Origin of the sequence: Mesorhizobium sp. M2A.F.Ca.ET.046.03.2.1, from assembly GCF_003952425.1 — a bacterium.
Taxonomy (GTDB): Bacteria; Pseudomonadota; Alphaproteobacteria; order Rhizobiales; family Rhizobiaceae; genus Mesorhizobium.
Map to the genome: position 1 here is coordinate 471,960 of NZ_CP034449.1, position 22,264 is coordinate 494,223.

The window sequence follows — 22,264 nt, forward strand, 5'->3', positions numbered from 1 at the left end:
GCACTAACTTAGTCTTGATACATGCCGTGATTTGGGCGGCATGCACCGGGCCACATTCCTGGTGGCTCATGCAATCATATCAGACGGGCACGTTCCAGATGTCTTTCGCATATTGGCGGATCGTGCGGTCGGACGAGAACCAGCCGACGCGGGCGACGTTGTGGATTGCGCGCGCGTGCCAGTCGGGGCTGTTGCGCCAGACGGCGTCGACCTCGCGCTGGCAGGCGGCGTAGGAATCGAAGTCGGCCGCCACCATGAACCAGTCGCTCTGGTAGAGGCCGTTCATCAGGTCGCGATAGCGGCCGGGATCGTCGGGGGAGAAGACGCCGGAGGAAATGGCGGACACCGCCTGCGACAGCTCGGGCGAGGCCTCGATCACTTCGCGCGGGTTGTAGCCATTGTTGCGCCGCTCGGCGACTTCGGCGGTGGTGAGGCCGAAGATGAAGATGTTGTCGTCGCCGACATGTTCCTTGATCTCGACATTGGCTCCGTCGAGCGTGCCGATGGTCAGCGCGCCGTTGAGCGCGAACTTCATGTTGCCGGTTCCCGATGCCTCCATGCCGGCGGTCGAGATCTGCTCGGAGAGGTCGGCGGCCGGCATCATCACCTCGGCCAGGCTGACATTGTAGTTCGGCACGAAGACAACTTTCAGCAGGCCGCGCACCGACGGATCGCCGTTGATGACCTTCGCGACGTCGTTGGCCAGTTTGATGATCAGCTTGGCGTTGTGGTAGCTCGGCGCCGCCTTGCCGCCGAAGAACTTCACGCGCGGCATCCAGTCCCGCTCGGGATGCGAGCGGATCTGGTCGTAGAGCGCGATCGCCTCCAGGATGTTGAGCAGCTGGCGCTTGTATTCGTGGATGCGCTTGACCTGGATGTCGAACAGCGCCGACGGGTCGAGCCTGATGCCGAGACGGTCGGCTACGAGCTTGGCGAGCCGCGCCTTGTTCTGGCGCTTCACGGCGGCGAATTTCTCGCGGAAGGCGGCATCGTCGGCCAAGGGGTCGAGATCCTTGATCCTCTCAATATCGTCCATGAAGCGGTCGCCGATGGCCTCGCGGGCAAGCGCGGTGAGGCCAGGATTGCACTGGATCAGCCAGCGTCTCGGCGTGATGCCGTTGGTCTTGTTGTTGATGCGATCGGGATAGAGCTTGTGGAGATCGGCGAACACCGTCTCCTTCATCAGTTCGGTGTGCAGCGCCGAGACGCCGTTGATCGAATGCGAGCCGACAAAGGCCAGGTTGCCCATGCGCACGCGGCGGTCGCCATTTTCCTGGATCAGCGAGATGCGTGCGATCTGGTCGCCCGAGAATTTTCCGGTGGCCCGAGCCTCCAGCAGCACCTGGGCATTGATGGCGTAGACGATCTGCATGTGGCGCGGCAAAAGCCGCTCGAACAGCGGCACCGGCCAGCTTTCAAGCGCCTCGGGCAGCAGCGTGTGGTTGGTGTAGCCGAAGGTGCGCTTGGTGATGTCCCAGGCAAGGTCGAAATCCATGCCATGGACGTCCATCAGCAGCCGCATCAGCTCCGGCACCGCCACCGCGGGATGCGTGTCGTTGAGATGGATCGCCGCCTTGTCGGGCAAAGACTTCAAGTCGCCATATTGGCTGAGGTGGCGCTGGACGATGTCCTGCAGCGAAGCGGTCGAGAAGAAATATTCCTGCCTGAGCCTAAGCTCCTGGCCGGCCACGTGGGAATCGGCCGGATAAAGCACGCGCGACAGCGCGTCGGCCTTGTTGCTTTCGGCCAGCGCGCCGATGTGGTCGCCGGCGTTGAACTTGTCGAGCAGGATCGGGTCGATCGGCATGCCGGACCAGAGCCTCAGCGTGTTGACGCGCCTGGCGCGCCAGCCGGCCACCGGCGTGTCGTAGGCGACCGCCAGCACATGCTCGGTCGGCTTCCAGACGTGGCGCTCGAGCCGGCCGTCCTTCGAAGTGATCGATTCCACCGAGCCGCCGAAGCCGACCTCGAAGGAGCGTTCTCGCCGCTCGAATTCCCACGGGTTGCCGTGGTCGAGCCAGGTCTCCGGCAATTCGACCTGCCAACCACCCTGGATTTCCTGGCGGAACATGCCGTTGGCGTAGCGGATGCCGTAGCCGTGGGCGGGGATGTCGACGGTCGCCATGCTTTCCATGAAGCAGGCGGCGAGACGGCCGAGACCGCCATTGCCAAGTGCTGCGTCTGGCTCGAGGCCAGCGATCAGGTCTAGGTCGACGCCGAGCGAGGACAGCGCCTCGCGCATGTTCTCCATCAGATCGAGATTGGAGAAGGCGTCGCGCATCAGGCGGCCGATCAGGAATTCGAGCGAGAGGTAATAGACCCGCTTTTCCTGCTGGTCGTAGGCTTCCTTGGTCGCCTGGATCCAGTGGTCGACGATGCGGTCGCGCACCACCTTGATCGAGGCGGTCAGCCAGTCATAGGGCGTGGCGACGGTGGTGTCCTTGCCGACCCGGTATTTGAGCGACATCAGGACTTCTTCGGCAAGCGTCTTGGGATCGGGATGGTCGAGGACAGGTGCTTCGATCGTCATGGCGGATGTCATTTCGCCTCTCGTTCAGTTGGCCTGATCATAGCGGCTTTCGCCGTTTCTCCCAGCCCATCCTATCGCATTGCAGCATGCGTTCAATCGATTTAGTGATCGAGCCAGCAGCCTGCCTGCTGCAGTTGACCTATCCTGGAATCAAGCCGCCAGCGCATCCTCCGGCGGCTTCTTGGCGCCGGTCATGAGCGCGACGGCGTCCGACATTGAAATCTGCTTGGGATCGACGACGCAGAGCCGGCGCCCGAGCCGGTGGATGTGGATGCGGTCTGCCACCTCGAAGACATGCGGCATGTTGTGCGAGATGAGCACGATCGGCAGGCCGCGCTTCTTGACGTCGAGGATCAGTTCCAACACGCGCCGGCTCTCCTTGACGCCGAGCGCCGCGGTCGGTTCGTCCATGATCACCACTTTCGAGCCGAAGGCGGCGGCGCGCGCCACCGCCACGCCCTGGCGCTGGCCGCCGGAAAGCGTCTCCACCGCCTGGCTGATGTTCTGGATGGTCATCAGGCCGAGCTCGGTCAGCTTGTCGCGGGCGCGCTTTTCCATCGCCGGACGATCGAGCATCCGGAACCAGCTGCCGAGCGGGCCCGGCTTTCGGATCTCGCGGCCAAGGAACATGTTGTCGGCGATCGACAGCGCCGGCGACAGAGCGAGGTTCTGATAGACGGTCTCGATGCCGGCCTCGCGCGCCTCGATGGGCGAGCGGAACAGCACCTGCTTGCCGTCGAGCTCGATCGTCCCCTCGTCGGGGATCACCGCGCCCGAGATCGCCTTGATCAGCGTCGACTTGCCGGCGCCGTTGTCGCCGATCACCGCCAGGATCTCGCCCGGATAGAGATCGAAGTCGCAGCTGTTGAGCGCCGTCACGCGGCCGTAGCGCTTGGTGAGACCGCGCGCGGTAAGAACAGGCACTTGGCTCATGATTACACCGAAACCTTTCTGATCCACTGGTCGACCGCGACGGCGCCGATGATCAGCACGCCGGTGAGCAGCACTTTCCATTGCGGGTCGGCGCCCAGCATGTTGAGACCCATCGAGACGACGCCGACGATCATGGCGCCGAACAGCGTGCCGAGGATTGAGCCGCGGCCGCCAAAGAGCGAGATGCCGCCGATCACCGTGGCGGTGATGGCCTGCAGATTGTAGTCGGTGACGGCTGCGGACGGCGAGATCGAGCCATTGCGGCCGATCGAGACCCAGGCGGCGAAGGCGGCGATCAGGCCTGCAAGTGTGTAGACGGCCATCAGCACCTTCTTGGTCTGGATGCCGGAAAGCTTGGCCGCCTCGGGGTCGTCGCCGACGGCATAGACATGGCGCCCCCAGGCGGTGTGGTTCAGCACATACCAGAGCAACATCACCAGCAGCACCATGGCGATGACGCCGGCCGTCAGGACTGCGGAACCGACCCGGAAGCTCAGCGCGAAGAAGTGCAGCAGTGGCGCCTGGGCGTCGACGTCGGCGTCGCGGATCGTCTCATTGGCCGAATAGATGAAATTCGTCGCCATGACGATGTTCCAGGTGCCGAGCGTGACGATGAAGGGCGGCAGCTTCATGTAGGCGACGAGCAGGCCGTTGAGCAGGCCGCAGGCCGCGCCGGCGGCAAGCCCGAGCAGCACGGCCAGGATGGTCGGCATGCCGTAGGTGATGGCGCAATTTCCCATGATCACGGCCGAGATCACCATGATCACGCCGATCGAAAGGTCGATGCCGGCGGTCAGGATGACCAGCGTCTGGGCGGCGCCCAGGATGCCGACGATGGCGATCTGCTGCAGGATCAGCGTCAACGTGTAGGACGAAAAGAAGCGGCCGCCGATGGCGACACCGAAGATGATGATCGACAGCACCAGCACGATCAGCGGCACCGCCGCCGGCGTGGAATGCAGGAAATGCTGGGCGCGCTTCACAAACGATTTGCCGTGCTCCTCGAAGGCGGCGACGTTGGTATCGCTGCCCGAGAGAACCTTCTCGAATTCCTGGATTTGGGACATATCTCCTCCCGTCTCACGGAACTTCGTTGGCTCCGTGCCGCGTTTACGCATTCCGGTCTGTCGCCGGGCTTATCAGCGCTTACGAAAATGCATCGTCCACCCGATGCGGCCGGGGATCAAGTCCCCAGCCGCGAGGTTTGTGCGCTCAGGCGGGCATCAGCCCCAGCACTTGGCGAGGCCTTCCTTGGTGTCGATGGACTTCACGCCGTTGGCCGGCTTGTCGGTCACGAGGTTGACGCCGGTGTCGAAGAAGTTCTTACCTTCGGTCGGCTTCGGCTTGGTGCCGTCCTTGGCGTAATTGGCGATGGCCTCGATGCCGAGCGCGGCCATCTGCAGCGGATATTGCTGCGAGGTGGCGCCGATCACGCCTTCGGTGACCGACTTCACGCCTGGGCAACCGCCGTCGACCGAGACGATCAGCACCTGCTTTTCGAGACCGACGGCCTTGAGCGCCTGATAGGCACCCACGGCGGCGGGCTCGTTGATGGTGTGGATGACGTTGATGGTGTTGTCCTTCTGAAGAAGGTTCTCCATCGCCTTGCGGCCGCCTTCCTCGTTGCCGTTGGTGACGTCATGGCCGACGATGCGCGGATCGTCCTCGTCGCCGATCTTGTTGGCATCCTTCACGTCGATGCCGTAGCCCATCATGAAGCCCTGGTCGCGCAGAACGTCGACGGTCGGCTGCGAGGGGGTGAGGTCGAGGAAGCCGATCTTGGCGTCCTTGGCCTTGTCGCCAAGCGTGGCGGCGGCCCAGGCGCCGATCAGCTTGCCGGCTTCGAGGTTGTCGGTGGCGAAGGTGGCGTCGGCGGCATCGATCGGATCGAGCGGCGTGTCGAGCGCGATGACCAGCAGCCCGGCGTCACGCGCCTTCTTCACCGTCGGCACGATGCCCTTGGTGTCGGACGCGGTAATCAGGATACCCTTCGCGCCGTCAGCGATGCAGCTTTCGATCGCCGCCACCTGGCTTTCGCTGTCGCCGTCGATCTTGCCGGCATAGGTCTTGAGGTCGACGCCAAGCTCCTTGGCCTTGGCGGTCGCGCCCTCCTTCATCTTGACAAAGAAGGGGTTGGTGTCGGTCTTGGTGATCAGGCAGGCGCCGACGCCGGCGGCCGATGCCGACGAAGCGAACGCCATCAGGCCCAAGCCTGCGGCCGCAAACACGGTAGACTTCAGCAGTGATTTCTTGGTCACGATTTCCTCCCAATGGAACTGTTGCGGACACCGGCCACCCGGCGTCCCAAGCGCATCCACCTTTTCTCCCAGCGTGGACACATCTCAAAAAACACCAGGACAGAACGGCTGTCAATAATTAAATCACTCTTATTTATTATTGACACTCTTGCGTCGTTCACTCATTCTGAACGAAAAGCATCGCGGGGAAACAAACGGGAGGAACAGGGTGGAGACCGGCATTGCGAGGCACGGTTCGCCCGAGGCTTTGGAGAGTCGGCTGCATCGCGGCACCAACCAAAGCGGCATGCGCGACCACAATGAACGGTTGGTGCTGTCCCTGGTGCGCCAGCACGGCAGCCTGGCCAAATCCGATATCGCGCGCATGACCGGGCTGTCGGCGCAGACGGTGTCGGTGATCATGCGCGAGCTCGAGGAAGACAAGCTGCTGGTGCGCCAGGCGCCGCTGCGCGGCAAGATCGGCCAACCTTCGATTCCGATGGCGCTCAATACGGAAGGCGCTTTTTTCATCGGCCTCAAGATCGGTCGCCGCAGCGCCGAGCTGGTGCTGATCGACTTTCTCGGCAATGTGCGCGCCATGCTGCAGCATTCCTACCGCTATCCCGCGCCGCGCGAGACCGTCGAATTCGTCACCGCCGGCATCAAGACGATGCGCGGCGAGCTGACGCCGGCGCAGGACAAGCGCATCGCCGGACTCGGCATCGCCATGCCGTTCGAGCTGTGGAACTGGGCCGACACGGCCGGCGCGCCGCGCGACGTCATGGATGAATGGCGCCATCGCGACATACGCGCCGACATCCAGGCGCAGTGCGAGTTCCCCGTCTACCTGCAGAACGACGCGACCTCGGCCTGCGGCGCCGAGCTTGTTTTCGGCCAGGCGGGCGCGGCGCGCGACTTCGTCTATTTTTATATCGGCGCCTTTGCCGGCGGCGGCATCGTGCTCAACGGGCGCCTTTACAGCGGGCCGAAGGGGAACGCCGGCGCGCTCGGATCGATGCCGGTGCCGGGGCCGGACGGCAAGCCGACGCAGCTCATCGACGTCGCCTCGATTGCAATGCTGGAGAAGGCGCTTTCCGCCAAGGGCATCGACGGCTCCTATCTTTGGACCTCGCCGCAGGAATGGGGCGACATCGGCCCCGAGCTCGACGAGTGGATCGTCAGCGCCTCGCGCGCGCTTGCCTATGCCATCGTTGCGGCTTCGTCGGTCATCGATTTCGAAGCGGCGGTGATCGACGGCTGGATGCCGCTCGATGTGCGGCGCCGTCTTGTCGAGGCGATCCGGCAAGCCATCTCCGGCATCGATGCCGAGGGACTGAAGCTGCCCTTCGTGCGCGAGGGCACCGTTGGCATCCATGCGCGGGCGCTGGGCGGCGCCAGCCTGCCGCTTTCCGAGCGTTTCCTGGTCAGACCGAACACGACCGGAGGCGCCTGACCATGCTGATCGGCATCCCCTCGCTGCTCGGGCCGCAGTTCCTGGCAACGCTCAGGGCGATGGGCCATGGCGACGAGATCGCGATCGTCGACGGCAATTATCCGGCCGAGGAACAGGCGCGCCGGCTGATCCGCGTGGATGGCCATCACGTCATCCCAGTGCTTGACGCCGTGCTCAGCGTGCTGCCGGTGGATGAGGCGGTGCCGGAAGCGCTGTTCCGCGCCTCGGTTAAGGGCGACCCGGCACTGGCCGACCCTGTGCATCGCGAGATGGAAGCGGTTTGCGCCAGACGCGCGCCGGGCCACAAGGTGGTTGCGCTGGCCGGACCTGACTTCTATGCACGCGTCAAGGCCGCGCATGCGATCGTCGCGACCAGCGAACCCAGGCTCTTTGCCAACATCATCATCCGCAAGGGCGTGATTGATCCGCCGGAGACCAAGACGACATGATCCTTTGCTGTGGCGAAGCCCTGATCGACATGCTGCCGCGCATCACCACGGAAGGCGAAGCCGCCTTCGCCCCCTATGTTGGCGGCGCGGTGTTCAACTCCGCGATCGCGCTTGGACGGCTGGGCGCCCCGGCCGGCTTCTTCTCCGGCCTCTCCTCTGACCTGTTCGGCGGCCAGTTCCGCGACGCGCTCGGCGCCAGCAAGGTGAGCTCCACCTATGCGCATACGTCCCCTCGTCCGACGACGCTCGCCTTCGTGCGGCTCACCAACGGCCAGGCGACCTACACCTTCTATGACGAGAACACCGCCGGGCGCATGCTGACCATCGAGGACCTGCCGAAGCTCGGCGCCGAGATCGAGGCGATGCTGTTCGGCGCCATCAGCCTGATCTCGGAGCCTGCCGGATCGGCCTATGAGGAGTTCATGCGGCGCGAGCACGAAAGCCGCGTGATGATGCTCGATCCCAACATCCGGCCGAATTTCATCCCGGACAAGCCCAAGCACCTGCGGCGCATCCGCGAGATGATGGCGATGGCGGACATCGTCAAACTCTCCGACGAGGACCTCAAATGGTTCGACGAGGCGGGCTCGCATGAGGATGTCGTGCGCAACTGGCTGGATCGCGGACCGAAGCTGATCGTCGTCACCCACGGCAGCGAAGGCGCGGTCGGCTACAGCAAGGCGCATAAGGTCACGATCATGCCGCAGAAGGTCAAGGTGGTCGATACGGTCGGCGCGGGCGATACGTTCAATGCCGGCATCCTGGCCTCGCTGCATGAGCAGGGTCTGCTCACCAAGGCGGCGATCGGCAGCCTGTCCGAAGACGCCATCCGCAAGGCGCTGGAACTCGGCGCCAGGGCGGCGGCGGTAACGGTGTCGCGGGCCGGCGCCAACCCGCCATGGCGGCACGAAATCGCCTGATCCGTTGCCGGATCGCCCTTCCCGGCCGATCACTTTATGTTTCCCGATAACGGGGCGCCGCGACAAGGGAGGCCGCAAGCGCCTCGCAAAGCATGGATTTCCGGCTTTTTCGGGCGTTGCACCGGCAAAAGCGGTAACAGGCTGCGACACATAGGCAATTCGCCCTCGCCGTGGTCGGCTTTCTCAACCGCGCCAAGTCTGATACCAGCGGGCCGATTTTATTGGCATTCGAGGCCGACATGCAGTTCATCGATCTTGGCGCGCAGCGCGAACGAATCCGCGACCGGCTGAAGGTCGCGATCGACCACGTCGTCGAGGACGGCCGCTATATCCTGGGACCCCAGGTCACCGAATTCGAGAACAAGCTCGCTGCCTATATCGGCGTCAAGCATGTGGTCGCCTGCGCCAACGGCACCGATGCGCTGCTTCTGCCGCTGTTTGCCGCCGGCATCGGCCCGGGCGACGCGGTGTTCGTACCGAGCTTCACCTTCGCCGCGACCGCCGAAGTGGTGGCGTTGGCCAAGGCCGAGCCGATCTTCGTCGACGTAGACCCTGATAGCTACAACATCGACATCGCCAGCCTCGAAGCGGCGATCGAGATGATCAGGAAGGAAGGCCGCCTCAAGCCGAAGGCGATCATCCCCGTCGACCTGTTCGGCCTTGCCGCCGACTATGAGGCGATCATGGCGATCGCCAAGCGCGAGAACCTTCTCGTGATCGAGGACGCCGCGCAGTCGATGGGCGGTTCCGCCGACGTCCAGGCGATCGGCGGTTCCGCCGACGCCAAGATGTGCGGCGCCTTCGGCCATGTCGGCTCGACCAGCTTTTATCCGGCCAAGCCACTTGGCTGCTACGGCGATGGCGGCGCGATGTTCACCAATGACGGTGCGATGGCCGACAAGCTTCGTTCCTTCGCCTTCCACGGCAAGGGCGAGACGCAATATGACAATGTCCGCGTCGGCATCAATTCGCGCCTCGACACGCTGCAGGCGGCGATCCTGATCGAGAAGCTCGCCATCCTCGAAGAAGAGATGGTGGCCCGCCAGGTGGTCGCAGACCGCTATGCCAAGGGCCTCGGCGACATCGTCAAGGCGTCGCGCAATCTGGGCCACGGCCGCTCGGCCTGGGCGCAATACGCGATCGAGACGCCGAAGCGCGACGGGCTTAAAGCTCATCTCGGCGAAAAGGGCATCCCTTCGGTGATCTATTATGTGAAGCCGTTGCATGAGCAGGTGGCCTACAAGGACTATCCCCGCACGCCGACCGGCCTTGCCGTCTCCGAAACGCTGCCGAAGCAGATCCTCTGCCTGCCGATGCACGCCTATCTCAGCGAAGCCGACCAGGACCGCGTCATCGAGACGATCCGCAATTACATCGGATCGAACTCGGCGCATGTCGCGGCGGCCTGAAAGGTCCGCGCAAAGCCCCCCTCTCTGCCCTGCCGGGCATCTCCCCCTCAAGGGGGAGATCAGATGTCACGCGGGCTTTCGCCAACCTTCAACGTTGAAGAATGCGCTGAGCGCTGAAGCTGCCAATCTCCCCCCTTGAGGGGGAGATGTCCGGCAGGACAGAGAGGGGGGTCTCGCGCCAGCGTCTACATTTGGCAACGCTGCGACTACGCGCCCTTCCCGCTCGCAATAAAATGCGGGTTGGCGAAATCGCTGTCAGTCGCCTGGTTGCGCTTGCCGTAGACGAGCGGCTGGCCGTCCAAAGTGTGCGTCATGCCACCCGCGGCGCGCAGCACTGCGTCACCCGCGGCCGTGTCCCACTCCATGGTGCGGCCGAAGCGCGGATAGACGTCCGCCTCCGCCGCGGCGAGCAGGCAGAATTTCAATGACGAGCCGATCGAGACAATCTCGGCGGGACCGAGGTCGCGGATGAAGGCGTCGGTTTCAGGCGTGTTGTGCGAACGGCTGGCGACGACGGCGAGTGGCGTGCCCCCTGCCCGCACGGTGATCGGCCGGCGGCCGGTAATGCGATAATCGGCATCGACCTCCAGCGCCTCAGCCTTGCCAGGCCGTCCAATGAAGAAGCGCCCGGTGCAGGGCGCGTAGACAACGCCCACTTCCGGAACGCCATGGCGCACCAGCGCGATGTTGACGGTGAAATCGGTGCGGCGGTTGACGAATTCCTTAGTGCCGTCGAGCGGATCGATCAGGAAGAAGGCGCCGTCGAGGTCGGGCGTGGCGATGCCCGCCGCCACCTCTTCCTCGGCCACGCATGGGATATCCGGATAGGCGGCGCGCAGGCCGGCAAGAATGATCTTCTCGCTCTCGCGGTCGGCTTCCGTCACCGGCGAAGAGTCCGCCTTGCTGTCGACGGCGCAGCCTTCGTGAAAGACGCGCATCACCTCGCGCCCCGCTTCCAGCGCCAGGCGCTCGAAGACGCCCAGCATCGCGTCGTCGTCAGATACCGCCGCCATTGTCATACTGCTCCTCGGCAATGTCGCGCTCGATCAGCCAGTGTTCGAGGGCTTCCGCCATCTCCTGCGGACTCCTGCCGAGGGTCTGAAGATGAATTTCCGGATTCTCAGGTGCCTCATAGGGAGAATCGACACCGGTGAAGTTCTTGATCTCACCGCTCAGGGCGCGTGCGTAAAGGCCCTTCGGGTCACGCCTTGCGCATTCCTCGAACGGCGTATCGACGAACACCTCGACGAACTCGCCCTCGGCCATCAGCTCGCGCGCCATGCGGCGCTCGGCGCTGAATGGCGAAATGAAGGAGACGATGACAATCAGCCCGGCATCGGCCATCAGCTTGGCCACTTCGGCGACGCGGCGGATGTTTTCGACGCGGTCGGCGTCGGTGAAGCCGAGATCGCGATTCAACCCGTGGCGGACATTGTCGCCGTCGAGGATGTAGGTGTGACGACCGGAGGCGAAAAGCTTCTTCTCGAACAGGTTGGCGATGGTCGACTTGCCGGAACCGGAGAGCCCGGTGAACCAGAACACCGCCGGGCGCTGGTTCTTCAGGTCGGAACGGCCGCGCTTGCCGACGTCGAGCGACTGCCAGTGGATGTTTTCCGCGCGCCGCAGCGAATGCAGGATCATGCCGGCGCCGACGGTGGCGTTGGTGATGCGATCGATCAGGATGAAGGCGCCGGTGGTGCGGTTCTCGGCGAAGGGATCGAAGGCGATCGGCGCGCGGGTCGAGAGATTGCAGACGCCGACCTCGTTGATGTCGAGCGACTTCGCCGCCTCATGCGCGAAATCGTTGACGTTGACCCGGTATTTGAGGTCGGTGACGGTGGCGCTGACCTGATCGGTCTCCGTGCGCAGGATGTAGGAGCGGCCGGGCAGCAGCGCCTGCTCGTCGAACCACACGATGTTGGCGGCGAACTGGTCGGCGACCTGCGGCCGTGCCGCCGGCGACACCAGCATGTTGCCGCGCGACACCTCGACTTCATCCTCGAGGACCAGCGTGATCGCCTGGCCGGCGACCGCCTGATCGAGATCGCCGCCCTGCGCGACGATGCGCTTGACCCGGGACGCCCTGCCGGACTTGGCGACGACGACCTCGTCGCCCTGCGAAACCGTCCCCGACGCAATGGTGCCGGCGAAGCCGCGGAAATCGAGGTTCGGACGGTTCACATATTGGACGGGAAAGCGGAACGGCAATTCGACCACCGCCTCGTCGACCGACACGGTTTCCAGATGCTCGATGAGCGACGGACCGGAATACCAGGGCGTGCGCTCCGAGCGGCTGGTGACGTTGTCGCCGAAGCGCGCCGACATAGGGATTGGCACAACGCTGACGAAGCCGAGTTGTTTTGCGAACTCGCGATAGTCGGCGACGATCTGGTCGAACGCAGCTTTGTCGAAGCCGATAAGGTCGATCTTGTTGACCGCCAGCACGATGTGACGGATGCCGAGCAGCGAGGCGATGATCGAATGACGCCGGGTCTGGCGCAGCACGCCCTGGCGGGCATCGATCAGCACGATGGCAAGATCCGCGGTCGAGGCGCCCGTCGCCATGTTGCGCGTGTATTGCTCATGGCCGGGCGTGTCCGCGACGATGAATTTGCGCTTCGGCGTGGCGAAGAAGCGGTAGGCGACGTCGATGGTGATGCCCTGCTCGCGCTCCGCCTCCAGCCCGTCGACCAGCAGCGCGTAGTCGATATCGTCGCCGGTGGTGCCGTGCTTGCGCGAATCCTTCTCCAGTGCCGCCAGCTGGTCCTCGAAGATCTGCTTGGTGTCGGAGAGCAGGCGGCCGATGAGCGTCGACTTGCCGTCATCGACGGAGCCGCAGGTGAGGAAGCGCAGCAGCGACTTCTTCTCCTGCGCGGCCATATAGTCGCGGATAGAAGCGGTCGGGGCGAGGCTCTTGGCCATGATGTGGCGCATGATCAGAAATAACCCTCGCGCTTCTTCTTTTCCATCGAACCCGCCTCGTCGCGGTCGATGAGGCGGCCCTGGCGCTCGGAGGTGCGGGCGGTCAGCATCTCGCCGACGATGGCCTCTAGCGTGTCGGCTTCCGATTCGATGGCGCCGGTCAGCGGGTAACAGCCCAGTGTACGGAAGCGCACCAGCCGGTTCTCGATCGCCTCGCCGGGACGCAGCTGCATGCGGTCGTCATCCTTCATGATCAGCATGCCGTCGCGCTCGACCACCGGCCGTTCCTTGGCGAAATAGAGCGGCACGATCGGGATGTTCTCCTGCAGGATGTACTGCCAGATGTCGAGCTCGGTCCAGTTGGACAGCGGAAAGACGCGGATCGACTCGCCCGGCGCGATGCGGGTGTTGAAGATCTTCCACATTTCCGGCCGCTGGTTCTTGGGGTCCCAGGAATGCTGCGCGTTGCGGAAGGAGAAGATGCGCTCCTTGGCGCGCGACTTCTCCTCGTCGCGGCGGGCGCCGCCGAAGGCCGCATCGAAACCGTATTTGTCGAGCGCCTGGCGCAGCGCCACCGTCTTCATCACATGGGTATGGGTGTTGGAGCCATGGTCGAAGGGATTGATGCCGTCGCGCACGCCATCCTCGTTGACATGGACCAGCAGGTCGAAGCCGAGCTTCTGCGCCATCTGGTCGCGAAAGGCGATCATCTCGCGGAACTTCCAGGTGGTGTCGACATGCAGGAACGGGAAAGGCGGCTTGGCGGGATAGAAGGCCTTCATCGCCAGATGCATCAGCACCGAGGAATCCTTGCCGACCGAATAGAGCATCACCGGCTTGGAGAAGGAGGCCGCAACCTCACGGAAGATGTGGATGGATTCGGCCTCGAGCCGCTGCAGATGCGTGAGCGCGATATTCATGGACTGTCGAGCGTTCTCTCGTGCCGTCGAGCGGAAATCTTGCATTGCAGGCGCAATTCCATGCCGCCCGGGCGCAAATCTCACTTGGACAAACTGTTTCGTGCGGGCGTTCTAACAGATCGGCGCCGTTCATAACAATGCGGGACGCGCCGGACGCACGATGATTAGGGAACGAATTTTCCAAGCGAGGCCGAGAAAGCGGAAAATCCTGCCAGGGCGCAACGCGGAAGCAGGGAGAGGACCGTAAGTTCCGATGCGGCCGCTCCGAACCAAGGATTTCTGTCGGAACATCGTCAACCGGCCTATCGCGGAACGACGCCAGCAGCTATATGGGCTCGGGGAACGGGCAAGGCGCGGCAAACGGGTACGTCCAGCCAGCCATCAGCTGGTATCACGGATCCGGGCGCAACCTGGAAACTGCGAAGCAAGCATTTGAACCCGTTTACAAAGCTCCGGCGCCAGCTCACGCCCGCACAGATCAATTTCTATTTCTCGATCGTCTGCTTTTTTTCGGCGCCGGTGCTCGGCTCGCTCGTCAGCATCACCTTCAATGCCGGCGGCGTGTGGTCGGCAATGCTGCTGGCCGCGAAGCGGCGGCGCTTCAACATCGACGGGCCGATGCTCGCCTTGACCGCGGCGATCTACGCCTATTGCGCGGCCATGGTTCTCGCTTCGATCGTCAATGGCACGCTGGCCGCCGATCTGCGGTTCTTCCTGCCGCTGATCACCTTCCTGCTTTTCCCGATCTCCTATTCGACCTGGAGCATTACCGAGAAGACCGCGCTGGCACGCATCGCCGTTCTGGCCAGCGCCGCGGCCTGTTTCGGCGCGTTGGCGATCGCCATCGTCCAGTATCACTGGCTGGGCACGAGGGCCGAGGGCGGGGCCGGAAACGCGATCGTCTTCGCAACCGTTACCTGCCTTGCCGTCATGCTATGCCTCGCCGGCGCGCTGTCAGGCATCGAGAAACGCTCGAAGCTGCTGGTCCTGGCGGCGATCGCCGGAACGATTGCGATCGTCTATTCCGGGTCACGCATGATCTGGGTGGCGGTGCCGATTGCCGGTATCGTCGTGCTTCTCGTCAACCGCCGTCGGTTCACCAACGCCAGCATGGCGCGCTTGGCAGTGATCGGCGTCGTGGTAGCCCTGGCGATCGCCGCCATCGGCTCTCGCGCCATCATGGATCGAGCCGACTTCCTGGTCAGCGACTGGGATGCGCTGAACGCCAATGGCGATCATTCGACGGCGCTCGGCCTGCGCGTGGCAATGTGGGAGATCGGCCTTGCCGCGGTTCGCGAGATGCCGATTTTCGGCCATGGCATCACGGCCAGCCGCGCCCTGATGAAGCAGGGTTTTCATGAGCAGTTCGGTCTGAGCGCGGGCTTCAGCCATTTTCACAACGGCTTCCTGACCGCGATGGTCGAAGCCGGGCTGCTCGGGGGGCTGGCGCTAGCCTCGATTTTCATCGTTGCCGCATGGAACGCGGCAAGGACGCTGCGCCTCAGCGTCGATCCGGTGGAGCGGTTCGGCGCGACGATGGTCCTTGTCGCGGTCATCACCTATCTCATCGGCGGAATGGCCGGCATCCTCGTCGGCCACGACATTCTCGACGCGACGCTGATGGTGTTCCTGGTTTCCGGAACCTACCTTGCGTCCGGGCGGACGGTGGCGCCGACCGGCAAAGACGCGCCTGCGGTGGCGCCGGGCGCCAGCCGGCAACCATGAAGGTCCTGGTCACCGGCGCGACAGGCTTCATCGGGCGCCGGGTCGTCGGCCGGTTGCGCCAAGCCGGATTCGACATACGGACCGCTTCGCACCTGCCGCAGCGGCTGGCAGGCGCGGACGATGCCGTCGCGCTGCCCGGCGCCGATGCGCCCCAGGAAGCCTATCTGGCGTTGATGCGCGACGTGACGCATGTCGTCCACTGCGCGGCGCTCAACAATGATCGCGGCGCCGGCGAGGCCGACTTGCGGGCTGTCAACGCGACACTGACCGGGCGGCTCGCCCAGGCGGCCGCCAAGCGCGCCGAAGGGCGCTTCATCTATCTCTCCTCGATCCGCGCCGTCGTGGCGGCCGATTTCAGCGGCACGATCGACGCGGCCACGCCCCCTGCCCCGCGATGCGCCTATGGGCGTTCCAAGCGCGAAGGCGAAATCGCAATGCTGGAGGCTTTTGCGACCGCCGGACATGCGGGCGCGACGGCGCTGCGGCTGCCGCCGGTCTATGGCGAAGGCATGAAGGGAAATCTGCGCGGGCTGATGCGTCTCGCAGCCACCGGCCTGCCGCTGCCCGCAGCCGCCTTGACCGCGGTTCGTTCGCTGGTCTCGCATGACGCGGTGGCTGGCGCCGTGACGCATCTCCTGGCCCGTCCGACGCCGCCGCGCCCCACCTATGTGCTGGGCGATGCCTCGCCCGTCGCTATGGCCGAAATCATCACCGCGTTCCGGCGCGGATACGGCCGGCCAGCCCGGCTGGTGCCCATGCCGGCCTGGCCGTTCCGGCTGCTGGCGACGCTCAGTGGCCGACAAGCGTCGTGGCAGGCTTTGGTGGCGACGCAGGTCTGCGATTCGTCGCTGCTGGCCTCGGAAGGCTGGATGCCGGAAGCCGACACGCTCGGCCGGCTCGAGGAACTGGCGCGGCAGGCCGGTTAATTCCAGCGCAGGCGGTTTCCGCCCAAACCAGGAGCGTTTCATCGTTTCGGCGTCACGCTCTATGCGCGGTAGAACGTGCCCAGCAATATCCTGATATCCAGGCGAATCGTGGCAGCCTGGACGTAGGCCGCGTCGGTCTCGGCGCAGCGTTTTGGATCCGACATGTCGATCCCCTTGATCTGCGCCAGCCCGGTTATGCCCGGAAGTGCGGCAAGCACGCCCAGTTGCTTGCGCCGTTCGATCAGTTCCGTCTGCGTCGGCAGGCACGGACGCGGTCCCACCAGGCTCATCTCGCCCTTGAGCACGTTCCAGAGCTGCGGCAACTCGTCGATCTTGGTTGCGCGCAGCACCTTGCCCACCGCGGTGACCGAATTGGCCGGCGCCTGGTGGGTCGGCAAGGAGGGGGTGTCGCGACGCATCGTGCGCAGCTTGCGGCAGGAAAAGAGGGTTCCTTCCCGGCCGACGCGGGTCTGCGAGAAGATGGCCGGGCCGGCCGACGTCGCCCGGATCGCCAGCATCGCGACCAGCACGATCGGCGACGTTAGCGCCAGCATCACCGCCCCGACAACCAGATCAAGGACCCGCTTTGCCGTCACGGTTCAGATCCGGCGCGAAAGGAAAGCAAGGTAAAGCCCGAGCGTGCCCATCAATGTCTGCCGGTAGACGCCGCTTTTGCCGAGCAGGCGGAAGCGCCTGAAGGTGCTGCCCTTGCGCGCCCTGATGAACAGGCGAAGGCAGAGTGCGGGATCGGGCGCGATGAGGTCGCGGTTGACGGCAAGGCCCCTGAGATTGCTGTCGGTCCAGGTGGCGAACTGGCCCTGAAACAGCCGTCCGAGCCGTGAAAGCCTTGCCTTCCACGAGACATTGGCGCCGACGAGGTTCGCCGCGTGCTGCCGGTATCTGACCAGCGGCCGCGGCTCGTAGCGGACCTTGCCGCCGGCGGCGGTGACGATGAGATAGGCCCACCAGTCATGGCTGACGAATTCGGTCCTTGCCGATGCTTTCGCCAGGAGGTCGCGCGCCTTGCGGTTGAAGAGCATGGTGTTGCCGCCGGCGATGCTTTGCACCAGCGCGTTGCGGAAAGACGGCGGGCGGCGAAACAGCGGCGAATAGCCTGCTGGGATGCCGGCCTCCGAAATGGTCGCCGTGCGCGAGCAGAACAGGAGCGGCATGTCGCTATTCTCTCCCTCCATCCAGCGGATGGCGCTCTCCAGCCGATCCGGCTCCCAGATGTCGTCCTGGTCGCAAAAGGCATAGTAATCGGCATCGATGCGGGGATCGATGATCATCGAGCGGAAATTGGCGGCGAAACCCTTTCGCGGGCCTTCCACCAACGTAACGGAGCCCTTGTTCCAGCGGGATCGCCAAGCCTCGACGATTGCGACCGTGGCGTCCGTCGAGCCATCGTCGGAAACCCACAGATCGACCGCGGGCCAGGACTGCGCGAAAAGTGATTCCAATTGCTCGCCGATGAATGCCGCGCCATCCTTCGTGCCCATGAGGACGGCCACGCGCCGAACTTTCGCGGTCACGGTGTCTGAACCCGCGGGCGCATTCGAACGGGCTTCAACGGCCGATTTCGGGCGGGTGGCACTGCTCTAACCGATCTGTGCGGCCGTTTTCGGCACAGCCTGGCCGTGCGCGCCGAGGTCTGCCTCGGCCTGGTATAAGCCGCCCAAGACGGCAAGCGCCGCGGCCTTGTCGCGATCGTGCATCGCGGCCACCAGCGCCGGCAGCGCGGCCTCGATCCTGGACCATTGCACGACGTCGCTCCTGAGGCCGAAGATCTTGGCGATGTCGAGCTTGACGACCTCTTCATTCTCGCCATGCAGCGTCTCGTGCAGCTTCTCGCCGGGCCTGATGCCGGTGAAGCGGATCGGAATGTCGGTGTAGGGGCTTTTGCCGGCCATGCGGATCATGGTCTCGGCGACTTCGAGGATCGGCACTGGCTTGCCCATGTCGAGCATGTAGATGGCGTAGTCGTCCTTGCCCTGACGCTGCTCGGCATCCGCGGCCGACATGATGACCAGATCGACCGCCTCGGCCACGGTCATGAAATAGCGGGTCATGCGCCGGTCGGTGATGGTGACTGGGCCGCCGGCCTCGATCTGCGCCTGGAAGATGGTCGCCACCGAGCCATTGGAGCCGAAGACATTGCCGAAGCGCACGGCGATGAACTTGGTGCCGGAACGATGCGCGCTTGAGAGGCCGGCCCCATGACCGTTCGCCGCGGCGGCATGCAAGGATGATGGCGCGGCATGGGCCTCATGCAGCGAGGAGACGATCTGCTCTGCCGCCCGCTTGGTGACGCCGAGCACCGAAGTCGGGGCGACGGCCTTGTCGCTGGAGATCAGCAGGAATTGCGGCACCCCGCATTCGGCGGCGATCTCGGCGCAGGCGAGCGTGCCGAAGACATTCGTCTCGATCGCCGCTTCCCAGTTCTCTTCCAGCAGCGGCACGTGCTTCAGCGCCGCGGCATGAAAGAGGATCGCGGGTTTGAACTCGCTGACGAGACGCATCATGTGAGGCCGGTCGGTGACGTCGACGATGCGGCTCGTCAGCCGGTCGCGGTGCTTCTCGTCCATCAGCTGATCGAGCTGGAAAATGCCGAATTCGGAATTGTCGGCCACCAGCACCGACTCGGCGCCCAGCTCCAGCGCGCGCTTGACAAGCACGCGGCCGATGGAGCCAGCGCCACCGGTGACCATCACCCGCTTGCCGGCGACGAAGGCGCCGATGCGCGTCGTGTCGGTGGCAACCGCCGAACGGCGCATGATGGTTTCCATCTCGACGGTGTCGAGAACCAGCCTGCCGCCCTGCCCCAGCTCCGACAGGCCGGAGAACTGGACGACGGCGATGCCGCTGTGGCGGGCGACGCGCACCAGCTCGGCATAGTCCTCGATGTCGCGCTCGGCGCCATTGCCGAAAATCAGGAGATCGAGGTTTTCCGTGCCCTTGACATAGTCCTCCAGCACCTCGACCAGGCGCGGCCGAAGCGCCACGACCGGGACGCCCTGGATCCGGGCGCCGAGCGGCGCCTCGCTCTCGGTCGCCATGATGCCGGCGATGGCGTATTCGGCCGGCACGGACGTGCGCGTAAAGCGGACGATCACGTCGGCCTCGCTCAACCGGCCGATGAACAGCGCCTGCTTGATCGAAGGGTCGCTGGCAGCGCGGCGCAAGATGCGCCAAGAGGCGCCGTCGCGGAGAAAGCGATAGTAAAGTCTAGGCGCCGAAATGATGGTGAAGGAGACCAGGAAAAAGACGATGAACTGGCGCTCGTTGAGGCCGGCGACCGGCTGAAAAAAGGAGCGGAAGGCGACCGCAGCCAGATAGAGGACGATAGTCAGGCTGCCGCAGCCCTTGAGGATGTTGAAGAAATCGGGCGTGGAGGCAAAGCGCCAGACGGTGCTGTAGAGGCCGCTAGCGCGAAACAGCAGATGGGCGACGAGCACGATGACCGCCCAGCAGGCCAGCCCGCCGGTGGAGAAGGCATCGAAGGAAAGCCTCGACTGAGAAAGCGTGAGGCTGAGCGCCACCGAGACCAGAACCATGACGAGGTCCTGAACCATGATGATGGCGCGCCGCATCTTCGGTCGAATGCCCGATACGGCTTCTACATAGGCGGTCATTGGGTAGTACTGAACTCCAGGCGTAGGGACACTCTATCAGAACCGCGCAGGACAAAACATCGTCCGCCGCCACTCTGGATTGCAAATCCCCAACCCCGTCGCCCAATTATCGCCTTAGCGCGGAGCGAGCGGGAGGGCCAGAGGTTTTTTGGGCGGATATCATCTTGCTGACGATTTGTCTCAAAGCAGCAACGACTCAGACTGGACTGTTATTCTTCAGGAAAACTGCCGCAGCATCCAACAGATTCTGCTAATGGAAATCATAGCATGACGATCCGGCTTCACTAAGCCGCAGCGCGCTGCCATAAGCTTGTCGCAATAGCTATGAAAGAGGTGTAGGGGGGGCGTGCGGGGCGAGAGGCGAATCACCGGAACAAAAACTGTGACACCACGACTATGATCTCGGTACTGAATGGCGCCCTCGACGACATCTCCCGAACCATGAAGCTGCGAAGGGTATGGATTGCCCTGGCTCATGAGGATATCGGAGACCAGCATCGGCGCACCACGCTCGGACCACTTTGGCTTCTCGTCAACTATCTTGCCTTCGCGGGAACATTCGTTTTCGTGTTTCAACCGATTGGCAAGGATGCGGCAGGCTATGGCGCCTACGTCGCCATCGGCCTTATGGTGTGGTTTTACCTCATGGAGATCATCTCCCTGAGCGTCCCACTCTTCAAGCGCGAAGAGAGCTTCATCGAAGGTACGACGCTGCCGCTGTTCGTCTATGTGATGCGGCTGACGGTACAGTCGGTGATCCGGGCCGGTTATGCAGTTGTCGGATGCATCATTATCCTGCTGATCAGCGGGCCCTCGCTGACGCCTGCGTGGCTGTGGTCGCTTGCTGGACTGCTGTTGATCTTGTTGACCACACCAGCCCTCATCACGGTCTTCGCGTTTTTGGGCGCATTCTTTCCAGATAGCGAATTCATCGTCGGCAATCTGATGCGCGTTGGGATGTTCTTCACACCCGTCTTTTGGGTCTATAATGGCCAAGACGCTATACAGAGATACTCCTATCTCTGGAACCCGTTCTCTTACTTCCTGGACGTTGCGCGCATTCCGATCCTCGGGGGTGAGTTTCCGAGTAACGCCTTCGCCATCACCGGCGCCACAGCGTTGGTCACGTGGACGATCGCGCTGCTGCTGCTTGGCAGCTACCGCCGCCAGGTCGTCTTTTTGATTTGAGTTTGTGATGGTTTCCATAAAGCTGGACAACGTCAGCCTGATCTACAAGCTGCACGAAAAACTGACGCTTTCGGCGCCGGATCGGCGTTTAAGCGCGACTGGCGGTCGAATAGAAGGCTCCGGCCGAAAGCAGTTTGTTCAGGCGCTCGACGGCGTCGGTTTCGAACTCAAGGCCGGCGACCGGCTTGGTCTTGTCGGCCCGAACGGAGCCGGTAAGACAACACTGCTGAAGGTCCTCTACGGCATTTACGAGCCTTCCGGAGGGAGCGTCGCGATCGAAGGTAAGGTCGACGCTCTTTTCAACATCAACATAGGGTTTCGCCGCGAAGCGACCGGCCGCCGCAACATTGTGTTGCGGGGCTTGATCAACGGATGGTCGGAAGCCGAGATTGAAGAAAAGATGGAAGACATCATTGCCTTCAGCGAGCTCGGCGATTTCATCGACCTGCCTTTCAAGGCCTATAGCCAGGGTATGGCGGCGCGGCTCGCCTTTTCGGTGGCGACGGCGCTCGACCCCGAAATCCTGCTCATGGACGAATGGATCGGGGCGGGGGATGCCTCTTTCCAGGAAAAGGCCAAGAAGCGCATGGATGAACTGGCCGAAAAGGCAGGCATAATCGTTCTGGCGAGCCACAGCGAGAGTCTTATTCAAAGCGTGTGCACGAAGAGGCTAACGCTCAAAGGCGGCCGAGTGGAGTCGCTGACAGCGGTGCCGGTCAAACCTGTCGAGGCCGCGTTGGCCCGCCCCTAAAGCATGCCTCCCGAAAATGGGGACCGGTTTCGAGATAAAGAACATGCGTAAAATCAAGGACCTTAAAGCGCATGGGAGCGCATCCGAAGGATCGCGACGCGCTTTAGGCTTGCAACGTTTTGCAAAATGACGCGTAGCTGTTGCGGCTAGGCCGGAATCTCAATAGTTGTGCCCGTGGTTCCGGCTTTCCATTCTGCCCGTGACGGCAGTATCTCAGATACTTTATATTAGAACTACCTGAATTTTCTGGGTGTTTTGCAGTTCGAGCA

The 22,264-nt window shown here is 63.5% G+C and carries 18 protein-coding genes; 8 read left to right on the forward strand and 10 right to left on the reverse strand.

Features of this window, described 5'->3' with window-relative positions; genetic code table 11:
• Window positions 1-79: 79 nt before the first annotated feature.
• The 4 genes from EJ072_RS02485 to EJ072_RS02500 all read right to left on the reverse strand — a co-directional run bounded on the left by EJ072_RS02485 (window position 80) and on the right by EJ072_RS02500 (window position 5,664).
• Entirely contained in the window at window positions 80-2,542 is a 2,463-nt protein-coding gene (locus EJ072_RS02485; protein WP_126078421.1) for a glycogen/starch/alpha-glucan phosphorylase, read from the reverse strand.
• Between the two features lie 138 nt (window positions 2,543-2,680).
• Complete coding sequence (locus EJ072_RS02490; RefSeq protein WP_126078422.1) at window positions 2,681-3,463, reverse strand: ATP-binding cassette domain-containing protein; 783 nt, start codon at window positions 3,461-3,463, stop codon at window positions 2,681-2,683.
• A 2-nt stretch (window positions 3,464-3,465) separates the two neighbouring features.
• The gene (locus EJ072_RS02495) at window positions 3,466-4,530 is read right to left on the reverse strand and encodes an ABC transporter permease (protein WP_041005280.1); all 1,065 of its coding nucleotides are present in this window, start codon (window positions 4,528-4,530) and stop codon (window positions 3,466-3,468) included.
• 156 nt (window positions 4,531-4,686) lie between these two features.
• The gene (locus EJ072_RS02500; RefSeq protein WP_189343327.1) at window positions 4,687-5,664 is read right to left on the reverse strand and encodes a sugar ABC transporter substrate-binding protein; all 978 of its coding nucleotides are present in this window, start codon (window positions 5,662-5,664) and stop codon (window positions 4,687-4,689) included.
• A 265-nt stretch (window positions 5,665-5,929) separates the two neighbouring features.
• On the opposite strand from EJ072_RS02500, the gene EJ072_RS02505 reads away from it, so the two are divergent.
• From EJ072_RS02505 to EJ072_RS02520, 4 genes are all read left to right on the forward strand, one after another.
• Window positions 5,930-7,153, forward strand: a complete 1,224-nt coding sequence (locus EJ072_RS02505; RefSeq protein ID WP_126078424.1) for an ROK family transcriptional regulator — start codon at window positions 5,930-5,932, stop codon at window positions 7,151-7,153.
• A 2-nt stretch (window positions 7,154-7,155) separates the two neighbouring features.
• Window positions 7,156-7,602, forward strand: a complete 447-nt coding sequence (locus tag EJ072_RS02510) for an RbsD/FucU domain-containing protein (RefSeq protein WP_126078425.1) — start codon at window positions 7,156-7,158, stop codon at window positions 7,600-7,602.
• Window positions 7,599-8,522, forward strand: coding sequence for a carbohydrate kinase (locus tag EJ072_RS02515; RefSeq protein WP_126078426.1), 924 nt, complete (start codon window positions 7,599-7,601; stop codon window positions 8,520-8,522). Before EJ072_RS02510 ends, EJ072_RS02515 begins: the two co-directional genes overlap by 4 nt.
• Window positions 8,523-8,761: 239 nt before the next feature.
• The gene (locus EJ072_RS02520; RefSeq protein ID WP_126078427.1) at window positions 8,762-9,931 is read left to right on the forward strand and encodes a DegT/DnrJ/EryC1/StrS aminotransferase family protein; all 1,170 of its coding nucleotides are present in this window, start codon (window positions 8,762-8,764) and stop codon (window positions 9,929-9,931) included.
• Between the two features lie 206 nt (window positions 9,932-10,137).
• On the opposite strand, the gene cysQ is transcribed toward EJ072_RS02520, so the two are convergent.
• From cysQ to cysD, 3 genes are read right to left on the reverse strand one after another with little or no spacing between them, the layout of a single operon-like run.
• Complete coding sequence (gene cysQ / locus EJ072_RS02530; RefSeq protein ID WP_189343328.1) at window positions 10,138-10,917, reverse strand: 3'(2'),5'-bisphosphate nucleotidase CysQ; 780 nt, start codon at window positions 10,915-10,917, stop codon at window positions 10,138-10,140.
• Between the two features lie 10 nt (window positions 10,918-10,927).
• Window positions 10,928-12,865 carry a sulfate adenylyltransferase subunit CysN gene (gene cysN / locus EJ072_RS02535; protein ID WP_145965158.1) on the reverse strand — a complete coding sequence of 646 codons (1,938 nt, stop codon included), beginning with the start codon at window positions 12,863-12,865 and terminating at the stop codon, window positions 10,928-10,930.
• A gap of 2 nt (window positions 12,866-12,867) precedes the next feature.
• Entirely contained in the window at window positions 12,868-13,773 is a 906-nt protein-coding gene (gene cysD / locus EJ072_RS02540; protein ID WP_245463223.1) for a sulfate adenylyltransferase subunit CysD, read from the reverse strand.
• Window positions 13,774-14,205: 432 nt separating this feature from the next.
• On the opposite strand from cysD, the gene EJ072_RS02545 reads away from it, so the two are divergent.
• Entirely contained in the window at window positions 14,206-15,498 is a 1,293-nt protein-coding gene (locus tag EJ072_RS02545) for an O-antigen ligase family protein (protein ID WP_126078431.1), read from the forward strand.
• Window positions 15,495-16,424: an NAD-dependent epimerase/dehydratase family protein gene (locus EJ072_RS02550; RefSeq protein WP_126078432.1), complete on the forward strand. Its 930-nt coding sequence runs from the start codon at window positions 15,495-15,497 to the stop codon at window positions 16,422-16,424. Before EJ072_RS02545 ends, EJ072_RS02550 begins: the two co-directional genes overlap by 4 nt.
• Window positions 16,425-16,483: 59 nt before the next feature.
• Here EJ072_RS02550 and EJ072_RS02555 read toward each other — a convergent pair whose 3' ends face one another.
• The 3 genes from EJ072_RS02555 to EJ072_RS02565 form a co-directional block, all read right to left on the reverse strand.
• Window positions 16,484-17,020, reverse strand: coding sequence for a sugar transferase (locus EJ072_RS02555; protein ID WP_281059896.1), 537 nt, complete (start codon window positions 17,018-17,020; stop codon window positions 16,484-16,486).
• A gap of 3 nt (window positions 17,021-17,023) precedes the next feature.
• Window positions 17,024-17,956, reverse strand: a complete 933-nt coding sequence (locus EJ072_RS02560; protein WP_281059897.1) for a glycosyltransferase family 2 protein — start codon at window positions 17,954-17,956, stop codon at window positions 17,024-17,026.
• Window positions 17,957-18,022: 66 nt separating this feature from the next.
• The gene (locus EJ072_RS02565; RefSeq protein WP_126078434.1) at window positions 18,023-20,056 is read right to left on the reverse strand and encodes a nucleoside-diphosphate sugar epimerase/dehydratase; all 2,034 of its coding nucleotides are present in this window, start codon (window positions 20,054-20,056) and stop codon (window positions 18,023-18,025) included.
• 396 nt (window positions 20,057-20,452) lie between these two features.
• Between EJ072_RS02565 and EJ072_RS02570 the strand changes: the two genes are divergently transcribed.
• Window positions 20,453-21,244, forward strand: coding sequence for an ABC transporter permease (locus tag EJ072_RS02570; protein ID WP_126062044.1), 792 nt, complete (start codon window positions 20,453-20,455; stop codon window positions 21,242-21,244).
• Window positions 21,245-21,251: 7 nt separating this feature from the next.
• Window positions 21,252-21,995, forward strand: coding sequence for an ABC transporter ATP-binding protein (locus EJ072_RS02575; protein ID WP_126078435.1), 744 nt, complete (start codon window positions 21,252-21,254; stop codon window positions 21,993-21,995).
• Window positions 21,996-22,264: the final 269 nt, after the last annotated feature.